Origin of the sequence: Nocardioides alcanivorans (genome assembly GCF_021555175.1) — a bacterium.
Classification (GTDB): Bacteria; Actinomycetota; Actinomycetes; order Propionibacteriales; family Nocardioidaceae; genus Nocardioides; species Nocardioides alcanivorans.
The window spans coordinates 1-15842 of record NZ_JAKGRW010000003.1; the positions used below are offsets into that span (position 1 = coordinate 1).

Here is a 15842-nt window from a genome sequence, read left to right on the forward strand (position 1 = left end):
CCTGCAGGCCGCGACCGATGAGGAAGACCGTGAAGTTCGGGGCCGTCGCGGCGGTCACCGACCCGATGAGGATCACGACGAGCGAGACGAGCAGCAGCCGTTTCTTGTGGGGGCCGTCGCTGAGCCGGCCCATGACGGGGGTGGCGATCGCGCCGACGAGCAGATTGACGGTCAGCATCCACTGGGCGGTGCTCACCGAGACGTCCATGTCAGCGGCGATGGAGGGCACGAGCAACATGCCCAAGGAGCTGACGATGGCGGTGCACAGGGCGCTGTAGATCAGCGCCGGCACAAGGCGGGAGCGTTCGTCAGGCATCGAGGTCTTCGGCAGTGAGCTTCGCCAACGCCGGGATCGCGTCGGCGAGTCTCTGGGCCTCGTCGGCGGTCAACCTCTGGTCGATCGCCTTCGCCAGCCAGTCGACGCCGGTGAGGAGCTCCGCGTCGTAGCGCGCACGGCCCGCATCGGTGAGCACGAACCAGGCGCGGCGCCGGTCCTCGGCATCTTGGGTGCGCGCGATCAGTCCGAGGGACTCGAGCTCGCGGGTCGCCAGCGAGACGGCCTGGGGACTCACCCTGATGCGTGCGGCCAGCTCGGTCGTCGTCGCGCGGTCGCCGTCGACGAGGTGCCGCAGGATGCCCAACTTGCCGGTGGAGACGGTGCGTTGGGCGTTCAGCTCCCGCTGGATCGGCCGGAGGGCGTCGAGCAGGAGGCGGGGGACGGAGGAGTCGGGCTGCTTTCGGGGCACTCCAAAGATGTTACAGGCACTTGATCAAGTTGCTTGATCAAGTCGTCGCGAGGTTGCTCACACTCCTGCTCGCGCCCCTCGACTACGTGGCCAGAGCGAGACCGGCGGCCCGGCCGGAGAAGATGCAGCCGCCGAGGAAGGTGCCCTCGAGCGCGTTGTAGCCGTGCACGCCACCACCGCCGAAGCCGGCGACCTCACCCGCGGCGTACAGGCCGGGGAAGGGGGTGCCGTCGGCACGCATCACCTGCGAGTCGAGGTTGGTCTCCAGGCCGCCGAGGGTCTTGCGGGTCAGGATGTTGAGGCGTACGGCGATCAACGGGCCATGGGCCTCGTCGAGGATGCGGTGGGGCGGGGCGACGCGGATCAGCTTGTCGGTACGCGAGCGCCTGGCGTTGGCGATCGCCATCAGCTGCAGGTCCTTGGAGAAGGCGTTGTCGAGCTCGCGGTCGCGCGCCTCGATCTGGTGGCGCAGCTTGTCGACCGACAGCTGGGGTCCACGAGCGATCTTGTTCATCCCGGCGACCAGGTCGTCGAGGTTGTCGGCGACGACGAAGTCCTCACCGTGCTCCTTGAACTTCTCCACCGGGCCCGGTGCGCCCTTCGCCAGCCGGGACTGCAGCATGAACTTGATGTCCTTGCCGGTGATGTCGGGGTTCTGCTCCGAGCCGGAGAGCGCGAACTCCTTCTCGATGATCTTCTGCGTCAGCACGAACCACGAGTAGTCGTGGCCCGTCGCGAGGATCGCCTTCATGGTGCCGATGGAGTCGAAGCCCGGGAAGTTCGGCGGCGCCAGCCGGTCGCCGTTGGCGTCGAACCACAGCGACGATGGGCCGGGGATGATCCGGATGGCATGGTCGGGCCAGACCGGGTCCCAGTTGTGGATGCCCTCGGTGTAGGCCCACATCCGGTCGCGGTTGACGATCCGGGCACCGGCGGACTCCGAGATGCCGAGCATCCGGCCGTCGACGTGTGCCGGGACGCCGGAGATCATGTGCTCGGGTGCTGGGCCGAGACGCTCGGCGGGCCAGTTCTGCCGGATCAGCTCGTGGTTGTGGCCGATGCCGCCGGAGGTCACGACGACCGCGGCCGCGCGTACCTCGAAGGCAGCCACCACCTCGCGTGACGACTTCACGCCGCGTGCCAGGGCGTCGTCGGGTGCCAGCAGCGAGCCGCGTACGCCGACCACCCGAGTCTCGCCGTCGGCCTCCTCGGTCACCAGCTCGTCGACCTGGTGGCGGAAGCCGAACCGCACCAGGCCCTTGCGCTCGCCCTCGAGGACGGGCTCCGCGAAGACTCGCACCACCTCGGGGCCGGTGCCCCAGGTGAGGTGGAAGCGCGGCACCGAGTTGCCGTGGCCGGTGGCCGATCCGCTGCCGCGCTCGGCCCACCCGACGATCGGCAGCACCCGCAGCCCGAGGTCGCGCAGGTAGTCGCGCTTGGTCTCGGTGGCGAAGCGGACGTAGGCCTCGGCCCACTGGCGGCCCCAGTGGTCCTCGTCGTCGAGGCGGTCGAACCCGGCGGAGCCCAGCCAGTCCTGCATCGCGAGCTCGGGGAGTCCTTGATGCCCATCCGGCGCTGCTCGGGCGAGTCGACGAAGAAGAGTCCGCCGAGCGACCAGAAGGCCTGGCCGCCGAGGTTGTTGCGGTTCTCCTGGTCGAGCACCAGCACCCGCTTGCCGGCCTTCACCAACTCGTGGGTGGTCACCAGGCCGGCCAAGCCGGCTCCGACCACGATCACGTCGGGCTGGAAGTCGTTCATGGCGGGTGCTCCTCAGTGGGGTCGGCGGCGCTGTGTCGAACCTACCGAACGGTAACGGCGAGGGGAGGGGTGATCTCGGCGCATGCGCCATCATGTGCGGATGCGCAGGGGATGGGTGGCCGAGCTCGGACCCGGGCTGCTGCGCGACATCCTGCTGGTCAACGTGGCGATCGGCATCGTCGGCGTCTCCTACGGCGCGATCACGGTCAGCGCCGGTCTGCCGGTGTGGTTGCCCAACCTGATGTCGGTCGCGGTGCTCGGCGGTGCCAGCCAGTTCCTCTTCACCGGCATGCTCGTTGCGGGGGCCAGCCCCGTGGCGGCGGTCGTGGCCGGCGCGCTGGTCAACGCCCGGCACCTGCCGTTCGGCTTCGCGCTCGCCGACACGGTACGTCGGCACCCCTGGCTGGGCGCCTACCTGATGATCGACGAGGTGGTCGCCTTCTCCCTCGCCCAGCGCGACGAGGAGAAACGGCGGGTGGTCTTCTGGACCTGCGGCGTGTGCCTGCTGTTCTTCTGGAACCTCGGCGCGCTGATCGGTGCGCTGGCCGGCCAGGCGCTCCAGGACACCGACAGGTGGGGCTTGGACGCCGCTTTCCCGGCCGTGCTCCTCGCCCTGGTGATGCCGGCGCTCAAGGATCGCCGAGTGCTCGCGACCGCGGTGCTCGGAGCGGTCATCGCGGTCGTGCTCACGCCGGTGCTGCCCCAGGGCATGGCGGTGCTCAGTGCCCTGCTGGCACTGCTCATCCTCCGCCCCCGCAAGAAGGCGGCGGCCGCATGATCGGGACCACGGCGCTCATCGTGGCTGCCTGCGTGCTGGGGGCGGCGACGTACGCCTTCCGGGCCGTCGGGCCAGTGCTGCACACTCGGGTGACGGTGGGTGAGTCGACCCGCGAGCTGATGTCCACCGGTGCCACGGTGCTGTTGGTTGCGTTGTGTGTGACGTCGACGCTCTTCGACGGCAAGGAGTGGGCCGACCCGGCGCGACCGGTCGCGATCGTGGTGGCCGGGGTCCTGGCCTGGCGGAGGGTGCCCTTCCTGGCTCTGGTGCTGGTGGCTGCTGGAGTGGCGGCGGGGCTGCGTCTGCTCGTCTGACGAGGTCGTCAGTCGCGCTGCTGCTTGCGCTTGATCCGCTCGCGCTTCTCGGGCAGCGTGGCGGTCGCCACGACGATCGGGTGGTCGGTGGTGCGCGCGATCGCTGGGGTGCGTTCGGAGACGAACTCGCTGAAGAGCACCTCGTCGGAGCCGAAGATCCAGTCGACGTCCATCCGCGTCGGGGGAGCGCACGTGCCTCCGGTGCTGCCGCCGTTGGCAGCCTTCATCTTCGTCTGACCGGTGAGGCCACAGAAGTAGCCGGCGCGATCGTTCATGTCGCCGGTGAAGAAGATCGGGTAGCCGTCGGCGGCGAGGTCGTTGGCGAGCTGGACCTCACGGGCCAGAGCTGCTGCCCGCCACCGCGAGGCGTCGCCGTGCGCGTTGGCCGGGTTGTGGAAGTTGGCGATCCAGAAACGCTGCTTGGTCTCCTTGTGCTCGAGGAGCACATAGGGCATCTCGCGGGGCTGGCCGAAGAAGTAGGGGATCGAGACGGTCTCGGTGCGGACGGCATCGAAGACGGACTTGCGCCACACGATCGAGTTCGGCATCGACATCCGGTCGAGGTTGCCCGGATAGACGCCCCAGGTGCCGGAGTGGTTGTTGAGCACGGCCATCTGCGGGGGTTGCAGCTCCTGCAGTCCGGCCACCTCGACGCGATAGGAGTCGAGGATGCCCAGCTGTTGGCCCATCCGTACCGGGCCCGACGCGAGCTTCGCCTTGTGGCCGCCCTTCTCCGTGTGGGAGTGGCCGAGCAGGTTGAACGAGGCGATCCGGATGCTCGTGGCCGGGGTGACCTTGACCCGGGGCTTGCGCTTCAGCGTCACCTGGGGCGCGGTCAGCTTGCCGTGGGGACGGCTCGGCCCGTTGTCCTTCCCCTTCGACCCCGGGGAGTTCTTCGAGTTCCCGGTGGCTTCCGTGGGCGTGGAGCTCGGCTGCGTCGGCTCGGGCGCTGGGGAGGTCGTGGTTGAAGTCGTCGGGCTGGGGCGGCCCTCGTCCGTCTGACCATCCGGGCCGACCATGACGAAGCCGAGGACGAGCACGAGCGCGGTGATGAGCGCGGCGGGCGCGATGACCATCACGGACTCGGGCAGCTTCTTCACGCGGGGAAGGCTACCCGCCGCCCTCCTGCCGCAACCCAATCGTCACACCCGCGTGGCAGGCTGGAGTCATGGTGAAGCAGCAGGCAGGCACCCCAGGGCCACCCACCACCGTTGTGCTCTTCGGCGCCAGCGGTGACCTGGCGCGACGCAAGCTGCTGCCGGGGCTCCTGCACCTGTGGCGCGCGGGGTTGCTGCCCAAGCTGCGGGTGGTCGGCACGTCGCTCGAGGAGCACACCCGCGAGTCCTTCGTCGACCTCGCCCGAGAGGCGATCGGGGAGCACAGTGACGACTCCGAGGACAAGGCCGCCTTCGAGGAGTTCGCGCAGGTGCTCCACTGGGCACAGCCGGGCGTCGAAGCGCTCAGCGCGACGGTCGCCCAGGCGGAGTCCGACTGCGAGGAGCCACATGCTCGGCTCCACTACTTGTCCGTGCCGCCACAGGCGGCGCTCGCGGTCGTGTCCCAGCTCGAGGAGGCCGACCTGGTCGCCGGCAGTCGGATCGTCATGGAGAAGCCCTTCGGCACCGATCTCGCCTCGGCCGTGGCGCTCAACGAGGCGATCCACCAGGTCTTCGACGAGTCGCAGATCTTCCGCATCGACCACTTCCTCGGCAAGGAGGCTGCCCTCAACATCCTCGCCTTCCGTTTCGCCAACGGGCTCTTCGAGCCGATCTGGCACCGCAACAACATCGACCACGTGCAGATCGACGTGCCCGAGACCCTCGGCCTCGAGGGCCGCACCTCCTTCTACGAGGAGACCGGTGCCTATCGCGACATGGTGGTGACCCACCTCTTCCAGGTGCTCGCCTTCACTGCCATGGAGCCCCCGGTGGCTCTCGACCCGCAGTCGATCAGCGAGGAGAAGCACAAGGTCTTCCGCTCGATGTTGCCGATCGAGCCGACCGACGTCGTACGCGGGCAGTACGAGGGTTACCGCGACGAGCCGGGCGTCGACCCGAAGTCGACGACCGAGACCTTCATCGCCCTCAAGTGCTACATCGACAACTGGCGCTGGGCCGATGTGCCGTTCTTCCTGCGCACCGGCAAGAAACTGGCCGCCGGGCAGAGGATCATCTCGATCGCGTTCAAGGAGCCCCCGAAGTCGATGTTCCCGACCGGGTCCGGCATCGGTACCGACGGCCCCGACCACCTCACCTTCGACCTGGCCGACGCCTCGAAGATGTCGCTGTCGTTCTACGGCAAGCGCCCCGGACCGGGGTTCCAGCTCAACAAGCTCTCCATGCAGTTCGCGATGGAGGACACCGGCTGGGCCGGCTCCGGCCTGGAGGCCTACGAGCGCCTCATCCTCGAGGCGGTCAAGGGCAACCACACGCTCTTCACCCGTTCTGAGGGCGTCGAGCGGCTCTGGGAGATCTCCCAGCCGATGCTCGACAACCCGCCGCCGGTGCGCGTCTACCCCCAGGGATCCTGGGGCCCCAACCAGATCCACCAGCTCATCGCCCCCCACGCCTGGCGCCTCCCCTTCGAACGCACCTGGCACTGACCTGCCCGTTGGTCGAGCCTGCCCGTTGGTCGCGCCGCACCGGTCACCCAAGGGGTTCATGTGCGCCCGTTGGGTGTATTGATCCGGCTCCTGGACCGCTCAAGGGGTGCAGGTGCACCGGTTCGGTGATCTCAGGCGCGCCGACCGAGTCGTGCGAGGAGGCGCTCACCCGGCCCCGCGTCGTACGACGGCTCGAGGGCGGGTGCGAAGAGGCCTGGTCGGTCGGCGCTCTCCAGCAACAGGTGGGCGGCTGGCAGGAGGTCGTGGGCCAAGGCATCCGGGACCTGTTGTCGAGTGCCCGCAGCTCGGCTGACGTCCCACCCGTGCACGGTGATCTCGACGGCAGCGACCCGCAGCAGGACTTCGACGTGCAGGGCCTGGTCGTGCACCAGCACGGTGTGCGCCGTCGGCGCGGACCAGGCCGAGAGCAGGGCGCAGGCCTTGCCGCGCAGGGCGTCGAGCCGATTGGTGCCGAGGTCGGGCGCCTCGAGCGAGACGAAACCGCTGCTGGCCTCGGTGAAGGCCTCGAGCCCGTCGGCCATGTGCTCGAGGAGATCGCCGAGCTGCCATGCGGGGCACGGTGTCGGTGCCGAGAGTGGGGTCGAGGTGGCGTCGTACAACGCCTGCCGGGTGAACCCGACTGCCCGTTCCAGCAGCGCCACCGGTGCGGTGGCGGTGGTCATCGCCGCACGGCCGAGGCGGGGAGGTCACCGGGCTGCAGCACTATCGGCAGACCGAACCGCGCGAAGAGCCGGTCGTCGAAGAAGGCCGACACCTTGGCCACGCGATCGCCGGCCAGGTGCAGCACCTGCAGGTGGAACGGCAGGTAGGTGCCGTCGGGCTGCGCCATGTAGAGGCCGAAGGCGGGTTGACCGTTGGCCATGGTCGGCAGCATGGGCATGTCGTGGGCTCCGCCGGGGCACTGGGTGTCGATGAGCTCGCCGATGTTGACGTTGCCGCGGTACCAACCCACGAACGGCGGCATCTCCCACACGGCGTCGACCGTCAGCAACTTCACGATGCGGTCGATGTCCTTGTGCCAGAAGGCGTTCACGTATTCATCGAGCATCGCCTTCTGGCGTGCGTCGCCGCCCTGCAGCACCTGCCCGCGCGCCAGCGGGCCGTCCTGATCCTGCGCGACGTGCTGCGCTGGTCGGCGAAGGAGGTCGCCGAAGCACTGGAGACCACCCCGGCCGCCGTGAACTCCACCCTCCAGCGGGCGCATGCCCAGATGGAGTCGATCGGCGCCACCGAGGACACCGTGGAGGTCGACCTCGACGCACGCCAGAAGGCGATGCTCGATGAATACGTGAACGCCTTCTGGCACAAGGACATCGACCGCATCGTGAAGTTGCTGACGGTCGACGCCGTGTGGGAGATGCCGCCGTTCGTGGGTTGGTACCGCGGCAACGTCAACATCGGCGAGCTCATCGACACCCAGTGCCCCGGCGGAGCCCACGACATGCCCATGCTGCCGACCATGGCCAACGGTCAACCCGCCTTCGGCCTCTACATGGCGCAGCCCGACGGCACCTACCTGCCGTTCCACCTGCAGGTGCTGCACCTGGCCGGCGATCGCGTGGCCAAGGTGTCGGCCTTCTTCGACGACCGGCTCTTCGCGCGGTTCGGTCTGCCGATAGTGCTGCAGCCCGGTGACCTCCCCGCCTCGGCCGTGCGGCGATGACCACCGCCACCGCACCGGTGGCGCTGCTGGAACGGGCAGTCGGGTTCACCCGGCAGGCGTTGTACGACGCCACCTCGACCCCACTCTCGGCACCGACACCGTGCCCCGCATGGCAGCTCGGCGATCTCCTCGAGCACATGGCCGACGGGCTCGAGGCCTTCACCGAGGCCAGCAGCGGTTTCGTCTCGCTCGAGGCGCCCGACCTCGGCACCAATCGGCTCGACGCCCTGCGCGGCAAGGCCTGCGCCCTGCTCTCGGCCTGGTCCGCGCCGACGGCGCACACCGTGCTGGTGCACGACCAGGCCCTGCACGTCGAAGTCCTGCTGCGGGTCGCTGCCGTCGAGATCACCGTGCACGGGTGGGACGTCAGCCGAGCTGCGGGCACTCGACAACAGGTCCCGGATGCCTTGGCCCACGACCTCCTGCCAGCCGCCCACCTGTTGCTGGAGAGCGCCGACCGACCAGGCCTCTTCGCACCCGCCCTCGAGCCGTCGTACGACGCGGGGCCGGGTGAGCGCCTCCTCGCACGACTCGGTCGGCGCGCCTGAGATCACCGAACCGGTGCACCTGCACCCCTTGAGCGGTCCAGGAGCCGGATCAATACACCCAACGGGCGCACATGAACCCCTTGGGTGACCGGTGCGGCGCGACCAACGGGCAGGCTCGACCAACGGGCAGGTCAGTGCCAGGTGCGTTCGAAGGGGAGGCGCCAGGCGTGGGGGGCGATGAGCTGGTGGATCTGGTTGGGGCCCCAGGATCCCTGGGGGTAGACGCGCACCGGCGGCGGGTTGTCGAGCATCGGCTGGGAGATCTCCCAGAGCCGCTCGACGCCCTCAGAACGGGTGAAGAGCGTGTGGTTGCCCTTGACCGCCTCGAGGATGAGGCGCTCGTAGGCCTCCAGGCCGGAGCCGGCCCAGCCGGTGTCCTCCATCGCGAACTGCATGGAGAGCTTGTTGAGCTGGAACCCCGGTCCGGGGCGCTTGCCGTAGAACGACAGCGACATCTTCGAGGCGTCGGCCAGGTCGAAGGTGAGGTGGTCGGGGCCGTCGGTACCGATGCCGGACCCGGTCGGGAACATCGACTTCGGGGGCTCCTTGAACGCGATCGAGATGATCCTCTGCCCGGCGGCCAGTTTCTTGCCGGTGCGCAGGAAGAACGGCACATCGGCCCAGCGCCAGTTGTCGATGTAGCACTTGAGGGCGATGAAGGTCTCGGTCGTCGACTTCGGGTCGACGCCCGGCTCGTCGCGGTAACCCTCGTACTGCCCGCGTACGACGTCGGTCGGCTCGATCGGCAACATCGAGCGGAAGACCTTGTGCTTCTCCTCGCTGATCGACTGCGGGTCGAGAGCCACCGGGGGCTCCATGGCAGTGAAGGCGAGCACCTGGAAGAGGTGGGTCACCACCATGTCGCGATAGGCACCGGTCTCCTCGTAGAAGGAGGTGCGGCCCTCGAGGCCGAGGGTCTCGGGCACGTCGATCTGCACGTGGTCGATGTTGTTGCGGTGCCAGATCGGCTCGAAGAGCCCGTTGGCGAAACGGAAGGCGAGGATGTTGAGGGCAGCCTCCTTGCCGAGGAAGTGGTCGATGCGGAAGATCTGCGACTCGTCGAAGACCTGGTGGATCGCCTCGTTGAGCGCCACGGCCGAGGCGAGATCGGTGCCGAAGGGCTTCTCCATGACGATCCGACTGCCGGCGACCAGGTCGGCCTCCTCGAGCTGGGACACGACCGCGAGCGCCGCCTGTGGCGGCACGGACAAGTAGTGGAGCCGAGCATGTGGCTCCTCGCAGTCGGACTCCGCCTGGGCGACCGTCGCGCTGAGCGCTTCGACGCCCGGCTGTGCCCAGTGGAGCACCTGCGCGAACTCCTCGAAGGCGGCCTTGTCCTCGGAGTCGTCACTGTGCTCCCCGATCGCCTCTCGGGCGAGGTCGACGAAGGACTCGCGGGTGTGCTCCTCGAGCGACGTGCCGACCACCCGCAGCTTGGGCAGCAACCCCGCGCGCCACAGGTGCAGGAGCCCCGGCAGCAGCTTGCGTCGCGCCAGGTCACCGCTGGCGCCGAAGAGCACAACGGTGGTGGGTGGCCCTGGGGTGCCTGCCTGCTGCTTCACCATGACTCCAGCCTGCCACGCGGGTGTGACGATTGGGTTGCGGCAGGAGGGCGGCGGGTAGCCTTCCCCGCGTGAAGAAGCTGCCCGAGTCCGTGATGGTCATCGCGCCCGCCGCGCTCATCACCGCGCTCGTGCTCGTCCTCGGCTTCGTCATGGTCGGCCCGGATGGTCAGACGGACGAGGGCCGCCCCAGCCCGACGACTTCAACCACGACCTCCCCAGCGCCCGAGCCGACGCAGCCGAGCTCCACGCCCACGGAAGCCACCGGGAACTCGAAGAACTCCCCGGGGTCGAAGGGGAAGGACAACGGGCCGAGCCGTCCCCACGGCAAGCTGACCGCGCCCCAGGTGACGCTGAAGCGCAAGCCCCGGGTCAAGGTCACCCCGGCCACGAGCATCCGGATCGCCTCGTTCAACCTGCTCGGCCACTCCCACACGGAGAAGGGCGGCCACAAGGCGAAGCTCGCGTCGGGCCCGGTACGGATGGGCCAACAGCTGGGCATCCTCGACTCCTATCGCGTCGAGGTGGCCGGACTGCAGGAGCTGCAACCCCCGCAGATGGCCGTGCTCAACAACCACTCCGGCACCTGGGGCGTCTATCCGGGCAACCTCGACCGGATGTCGATGCCGAACTCGATCGTGTGGCGCAAGTCCGTCTTCGATGCCGTCCGCACCGAGACCGTCTCGATCCCCTACTTCTTCGGCCAGCCCCGCGAGATGCCCTATGTGCTCCTCGAGCACAAGGAGACCAAGCAGCGTTTCTGGATCGCCAACTTCCACAACCCGGCCAACGCGCACGGCGACGCCTCGCGGTGGCGGGCAGCAGCTCTGGCCCGTGAGGTCCAGCTCGCCAACGACCTCGCCGCCGACGGCTACCCGATCTTCTTCACCGGCGACATGAACGATCGCGCCGGCTACTTCTGTGGCCTCACCGGTCAGACGAAGATGAAGGCTGCCAACGGCGGCAGCACCGGAGGCACGTGCGCTCCCCCGACGCGGATGGACGTCGACTGGATCTTCGGCTCCGACGAGGTGCTCTTCAGCGAGTTCGTCTCCGAACGCACCCCAGCGATCGCGCGCACCACCGACCACCCGATCGTCGTGGCGACCGCCACGCTGCCCGAGAAGCGCGAGCGGATCAAGCGCAAGCAGCAGCGCGACTGACGACCTCGTCAGACGAGCAGACGCAGCCCCGCCGCCACTCCAGCAGCCACCAGCACCAGAGCCAGGAAGGGCACCCTCCGCCAGGCCAGGACCCCGGCCACCACGATCGCGACCGGTCGCGCCGGGTCGGCCCACTCCTTGCCGTCGAAGAGCGTCGACGTCACACACAACGCAACCAACAGCACCGTGGCACCGGTGGACATCAGCTCGCGGGTCGACTCACCCACCGTCACCCGAGTGTGCAGCACTGGCCCGACGGCCCGGAAGGCGTACGTCGCCGCCCCCAGCACGCAGGCAGCCACGATGAGCGCCGTGGTCCCGATCATGCGGCCGCCGCCTTCTTGCGGGGGCGGAGGATGAGCAGTGCCAGCAGGGCACTGAGCACCGCCATGCCCTGGGGCAGCACCGGCGTGAGCACGACCGCGATGACCGCTCCGAGCACCGCGGTCGCGAGCACTCGGCGATCCTTGAGCGCCGGCATCACCAGGGCGAGGAGCACGGCCGGGAAAGCGGCGTCCAAGCCCCACCTGTCGGTGTCCTGGAGCGCCTGGCCGGCCAGCGCACCGATCAGCGCGCCGAGGTTCCAGAAGAACAGCAGGCACACGCCGCAGGTCCAGAAGACCACCCGCCGTTTCTCCTCGTCGCGCTGGGCGAGGGAGAAGGCGACCACCTCGTCGATCATCAGGTAGGCGCCCAGCCAGGGGTGCCGACGTACCGTGTCGGCGAGCGCGAAGCCGAACGGCAGGTGCCGGGCGTTGACCAGCGCGCCGGCCACGACCGCCGCCACGGGGCTGGCCCCCGCAACGAGCATGCCGGTGAAGAGGAACTGGCTGGCACCGCCGAGCACCGCGACCGACATCAGGTTGGGCAACCACACCGGCAGACCGGCGCTGACCGTGATCGCGCCGTAGGAGACGCCGACGATGCCGATCGCCACGTTGACCAGCAGGATGTCGCGCAGCAGCCCGGGTCCGAGCTCGGCCACCCATCCCCTGCGCATCCGCACATGATGGCGCATGCGCCGAGATCACCCCTCCCCTCGCCGTTACCGTTCGGTAGGTTCGACACAGCGCCGCCGACCCCACTGAGGAGCACCCGCCATGAACGACTTCCAGCCCGACGTGATCGTGGTCGGAGCCGGCTTGGCCGGCCTGGTGACCACCCACGAGTTGGTGAAGGCCGGCAAGCGGGTGCTGGTGCTCGACCAGGAGAACCGCAACAACCTCGGCGGCCAGGCCTTCTGGTCGCTCGGCGGACTCTTCTTCGTCGACTCGCCCGAGCAGCGCCGGATGGGCATCAAGGACTCCCCGAGCTCGCGATGCAGGACTGGCTGGGCTCCGCCGGGTTCGACCGCCTCGACGACGAGGACCACTGGGGCCGCCAGTGGGCCGAGGCCTACGTCCGCTTCGCCACCGAGACCAAGCGCGACTACCTGCGCGACCTCGGGCTGCGGGTGCTGCCGATCGTCGGGTGGGCCGAGCGCGGCAGCGGATCGGCCACCGGCCACGGCAACTCGGTGCCGCGCTTCCACCTCACCTGGGGCACCGGCCCCGAGGTGGTGCGAGTCTTCGCGGAGCCCGTCCTCGAGGGCGAGCGCAAGGGCCTGGTGCGGTTCGGCTTCCGCCACCAGGTCGACGAGCTGGTGACCGAGGAGGCCGACGGCGAGACTCGGGTGGTCGGCGTACGCGGCTCGCTGCTGGCACCCGACGACGCCCTGGCACGCGGCGTGAAGTCGTCACGCGAGGTGGTGGCTGCCTTCGAGGTACGCGCGGCCGCGGTCGTCGTGACCTCCGGCGGCATCGGCCACAACCACGAGCTGATCCGGCAGAACTGGCCCGCCGAGCGTCTCGGCCCAGCACCCGAGCACATGATCTCCGGCGTCCCGGCACACGTCGACGGCCGGATGCTCGGCATCTCGGAGTCCGCCGGTGCCCGGATCGTCAACCGCGACCGGATGTGGGCCTACACCGAGGGCATCCACAACTGGGACCCGGTCTGGCCCGACCATGCCATCCGGATCATCCCCGGCCCATCGTCGCTGTGGTTCGACGCCAACGGCGACCGGCTGGCGCCGCCGAACTTCCCGGGCTTCGACTCCATCGGCACCATGAAGGCGATCCTCGCGACGGGCCACGACTACTCGTGGTTCGTGCTGACGCAGAAGATCATCGAGAAGGAGTTCGCGCTCTCCGGCTCGGAGCAGAACCCCGACATCACCGGCAAGGACATCAAGTTCATGCTGCAGTCCCGGCTGGCGAAGGGCGCACCGGGCCCGGTGGAGAAGTTCAAGGAGCACGGTGAGGACTTCGTCGTCGCCGACAACCTCGACGACCTGGTCGCCGGGATGAACAAGATCGCTCGTGGACCCCAGCTGTCGGTCGACAAGCTGCGCCACCAGATCGAGGCGCGCGACCGCGAGCTCGACAACGCCTTCTCCAAGGACCTGCAGCTGATGGCGATCGCCAACGCCAGGCGCTCGCGTACCGACAAGCTGATCCGCGTCGCCCCGCCCCACCGCATCCTCGACGAGGCCCATGGCCCGTTGATCGCCGTACGCCTCAACATCCTGACCCGCAAGACCCTCGGCGGCCTGGAGACCAACCTCGACTCGCAGGTGATGCGTGCCGACGGCACCCCCTTCCCCGGCCTGTACGCCGCGGGTGAGGTCGCCGGCTTCGGCGGTGGTGGCGTGCACGGCTACAACGCGCTCGAGGGCACCTTCCTCGGCGGCTGCATCTTCTCCGGCCGGGCCGCCGGTCTCGCTCTGGCCACGTAGTCGAGGGGCGCGAGCAGGAGTGTGAGCAACCTCGCGACGACTTGATCAAGCAACTTGATCAAGTGCCTGTAACATCTTTGGAGTGCCCCGAAAGCAGCCCGACTCCTCCGTCCCCCGCCTCCTGCTCGACGCCCTCCGGCCGATCCAGCGGGAGCTGAACGCCCAACGCACCGTCTCCACCGGCAAGTTGGGCATCCTGCGGCACCTCGTCGACGGCGACCGCGCGACGACGACCGAGCTGGCCGCACGCATCAGGGTGAGTCCCCAGGCCGTCTCGCTGGCGACCCGCGAGCTCGAGTCCCTCGGACTGATCGCGCGCACCCAAGATGCCGAGGACCGGCGCCGCGCCTGGTTCGTGCTCACCGATGCGGGCCGTGCGCGCTACGACGCGGAGCTCCTCACCGGCGTCGACTGGCTGGCGAAGGCGATCGACCAGAGGTTGACCGCCGACGAGGCCCAGAGACTCGCCGACGCGATCCCGGCGTTGGCGAAGCTCACTGCCGAAGACCTCGATGCCTGACGAACGCTCCCGCCTTGTGCCGGCGCTGATCTACAGCGCCCTGTGCACCGCCATCGTCAGCTCCTTGGGCATGTTGCTCGTGCCCTCCATCGCCGCTGACATGGACGTCTCGGTGAGCACCGCCCAGTGGATGCTGACCGTCAATCTGCTCGTCGGCGCGATCGCCACCCCCGTCATGGGCCGGCTCAGCGACGGCCCCCACAAGAAACGGCTGCTGCTCGTCTCGCTCGTCGTGATCCTCATCGGGTCGGTGACCGCCGCGACGGCCCCGAACTTCACGGTCTTCCTCATCGGTCGCGGCCTGCAGGGACTCACCTACGGCATCGTGCCGATGACGATCGCGCTTGCCCGCCGGTACGTCGAGCCCTCGCGGGTGCAGTCGTCCATCTCCACGCTGTCCGTCACCGTGGCCAGCGGGATCGGCATCGGCTACCCCCTCACCGGCATCATCGCCGGCGAGACGAGCTTCCGACTGGCCTTCTGGTTCGCCTCGATCTTCGTGCTCACCGCGATCGTCGTGGTGGTGCGCGTGATCCCCGAGGGCCCCGACGACCTCGCACCGCGGATCCCCTTCGACTTCGGTGGCGCCGCCTTGCTCGGGCTCGGCCTGGGCGCCTTGCTGCTGGGCATCGGTGAGGGCGAGAACTGGGGATGGACGTCGACGCCGACTGCCGGCGTACTCTCCGCGGCGGTCGTGCTGCTGGCTGCCTGGGTCCGTGTGGAGTGGAGGTCCTCGCACCCCTTGATCAATCTGCGCGTGCTCCGGAGCCCTGACGTGCTGCTGGCCAACGGCACCGCGATCGGACTGGGGTGTGCGCTCTACATCGGGTTGTCCGTGGGCAGCCTGGTCGCGCAGGCACCGGCGGACACCGGTTATGGCATGGCTCTGCCGGTCTTCTGGGCGGGCTTCGTGATGCTTCCCTTGTCGGTCGGCAGCATGACGGCGAATCGGGTCGTCCGACGCCTCGCCACACGGATCAGCCTGGCAACCCTGTTGCCCGTCGGCGCCGCGCTGATGACCGTGGCCGCGGCCCTGCTCTGGATGGCACACACCGAGCTGTGGGAACTGCTCGTGGGCATGCTGCTCTTCGGCTTCGGCATGGGCGCCAGCTATGCCGCGATGCCGGCGCTCATCGCGCGCAGCGTGGCGGCCGAGGAACTCGGCAGCTCGGTGAGCTTCAACCAGGTGCTACGCACCGTAGGGAGCTCCTTCGGCACTGCGATCTCGGGCGCCATCCTCGCCGCCCACATGGCGCCGAGCGGCCACGCGACCAACGGCGGCATCACCGCCACGTTCGGACTCGGGGCGGCCCTGTGCGTCGTCGTACTCGTGGCGCTCCTGCTCAACGCAGCCCAGCGACGCAGGGCACCGACTCCCCGCGCGGCGTGAG

16 protein-coding genes and 2 pseudogenes are annotated in these 15842 nt (G+C 69.0%); 9 read left to right on the forward strand and 9 right to left on the reverse strand.

Annotated features, from left to right (window positions below):
* The 3 genes and pseudogenes from L1066_RS01405 to L1066_RS01415 form a co-directional block, all read right to left on the reverse strand.
* The coding region (locus tag L1066_RS01405) for an MFS transporter (protein WP_235734586.1) at positions 1-316 on the reverse strand (316 nt) is incomplete at its 3' end.
* On the reverse strand, positions 309-746 hold the full coding sequence (locus L1066_RS01410; RefSeq protein ID WP_235734587.1) for a MarR family winged helix-turn-helix transcriptional regulator: 438 nt from the start codon (positions 744-746) through the stop codon (positions 309-311). The genes L1066_RS01405 and L1066_RS01410, both read right to left, overlap by 8 nt.
* An 82-nt stretch (positions 747-828) precedes the next feature.
* Positions 829-2441 (reverse strand): annotated as a pseudogene (locus L1066_RS01415) (FAD-binding dehydrogenase); the annotation flags it as partial.
* 163 nt (positions 2442-2604) lie between these two features.
* Here L1066_RS01415 and L1066_RS01425 point away from each other — a divergent pair.
* A complete protein-coding gene (locus L1066_RS01425; protein WP_235734589.1) occupies positions 2605-3282 on the forward strand; it encodes an AzlC family ABC transporter permease in 678 nt (225 codons plus the stop codon).
* Positions 3279-3596, forward strand: coding sequence for a branched-chain amino acid transport AzlD family protein (locus L1066_RS01430; protein ID WP_235734590.1), 318 nt, complete (start codon positions 3279-3281; stop codon positions 3594-3596). The genes L1066_RS01425 and L1066_RS01430 overlap by 4 nt, the downstream gene beginning before the upstream one ends.
* 8 nt (positions 3597-3604) lie before the next feature.
* Here L1066_RS01430 and L1066_RS01435 read toward each other — a convergent pair whose 3' ends face one another.
* Entirely contained in the window at positions 3605-4696 is a 1092-nt protein-coding gene (locus L1066_RS01435; RefSeq protein WP_235734591.1) for an endonuclease/exonuclease/phosphatase family protein, read from the reverse strand.
* Positions 4697-4764: 68 nt separating this feature from the next.
* On the opposite strand from L1066_RS01435, the gene zwf (L1066_RS01440) reads away from it, so the two are divergent.
* Entirely contained in the window at positions 4765-6198 is a 1434-nt protein-coding gene (gene zwf, locus L1066_RS01440; RefSeq protein ID WP_235734592.1) for a glucose-6-phosphate dehydrogenase, read from the forward strand.
* A 131-nt stretch (positions 6199-6329) separates the two neighbouring features.
* On the opposite strand, the gene L1066_RS01445 is transcribed toward zwf (L1066_RS01440), so the two are convergent.
* Together L1066_RS01445 and L1066_RS01450 are read right to left on the reverse strand one after the other, a co-directional pair.
* Positions 6330-6881, reverse strand: a complete 552-nt coding sequence (locus L1066_RS01445) for a TIGR03086 family metal-binding protein (RefSeq protein WP_235734593.1) — start codon at positions 6879-6881, stop codon at positions 6330-6332.
* Positions 6878-7300: a sigma-70 family RNA polymerase sigma factor family protein gene (locus L1066_RS01450; protein WP_235734642.1), complete on the reverse strand. Its 423-nt coding sequence runs from the start codon at positions 7298-7300 to the stop codon at positions 6878-6880. The genes L1066_RS01445 and L1066_RS01450 overlap by 4 nt, the downstream gene beginning before the upstream one ends.
* Between L1066_RS01450 and L1066_RS01455 the strand changes: the two genes are divergently transcribed.
* Together L1066_RS01455 and L1066_RS01460 are read left to right on the forward strand one after the other, a co-directional pair.
* Positions 7235-7882: an RNA polymerase subunit sigma-70 gene (locus L1066_RS01455; protein WP_235734594.1), complete on the forward strand. Its 648-nt coding sequence runs from the start codon at positions 7235-7237 to the stop codon at positions 7880-7882. The genes L1066_RS01450 and L1066_RS01455 overlap by 66 nt on opposite strands.
* A complete protein-coding gene (locus tag L1066_RS01460; RefSeq protein WP_235734593.1) occupies positions 7879-8430 on the forward strand; it encodes a TIGR03086 family metal-binding protein in 552 nt (183 codons plus the stop codon). Before L1066_RS01455 ends, L1066_RS01460 begins: the two co-directional genes overlap by 4 nt.
* Before the next feature lie 131 nt (positions 8431-8561).
* Here the strand turns inward: L1066_RS01460 and zwf (L1066_RS01465) are convergent, their stop codons facing one another.
* A complete protein-coding gene (gene zwf / locus L1066_RS01465) occupies positions 8562-9995 on the reverse strand; it encodes a glucose-6-phosphate dehydrogenase (RefSeq protein ID WP_235734592.1) in 1434 nt (477 codons plus the stop codon).
* Positions 9996-10063: 68 nt separating this feature from the next.
* On the opposite strand from zwf (L1066_RS01465), the gene L1066_RS01470 reads away from it, so the two are divergent.
* Complete coding sequence (locus L1066_RS01470; protein ID WP_235734591.1) at positions 10064-11155, forward strand: endonuclease/exonuclease/phosphatase family protein; 1092 nt, start codon at positions 10064-10066, stop codon at positions 11153-11155.
* A gap of 8 nt (positions 11156-11163) precedes the next feature.
* Here L1066_RS01470 and L1066_RS01475 read toward each other — a convergent pair whose 3' ends face one another.
* Entirely contained in the window at positions 11164-11481 is a 318-nt protein-coding gene (locus L1066_RS01475) for a branched-chain amino acid transport AzlD family protein (RefSeq protein WP_235734590.1), read from the reverse strand.
* The gene (locus L1066_RS01480) at positions 11478-12155 is read right to left on the reverse strand and encodes an AzlC family ABC transporter permease (protein WP_235734589.1); all 678 of its coding nucleotides are present in this window, start codon (positions 12153-12155) and stop codon (positions 11478-11480) included. Before L1066_RS01480 ends, L1066_RS01475 begins: the two co-directional genes overlap by 4 nt.
* 163 nt (positions 12156-12318) lie before the next feature.
* Here L1066_RS01480 and L1066_RS01485 point away from each other — a divergent pair.
* The 3 genes and pseudogenes from L1066_RS01485 to L1066_RS01495 form a co-directional block, all read left to right on the forward strand.
* Positions 12319-13931, forward strand: a pseudogene (locus tag L1066_RS01485) (FAD-binding dehydrogenase); the annotation flags it as partial.
* An 82-nt stretch (positions 13932-14013) separates the two neighbouring features.
* A complete protein-coding gene (locus tag L1066_RS01490; protein WP_235734587.1) occupies positions 14014-14451 on the forward strand; it encodes a MarR family winged helix-turn-helix transcriptional regulator in 438 nt (145 codons plus the stop codon).
* Positions 14444-15841 (forward strand): MFS transporter, encoded by a 1398-nt coding sequence (locus L1066_RS01495; RefSeq protein WP_235734595.1) that lies wholly within the window; start codon positions 14444-14446, stop codon positions 15839-15841. The genes L1066_RS01490 and L1066_RS01495 overlap by 8 nt, the downstream gene beginning before the upstream one ends.
* Position 15842: the final 1 nt, after the last annotated feature.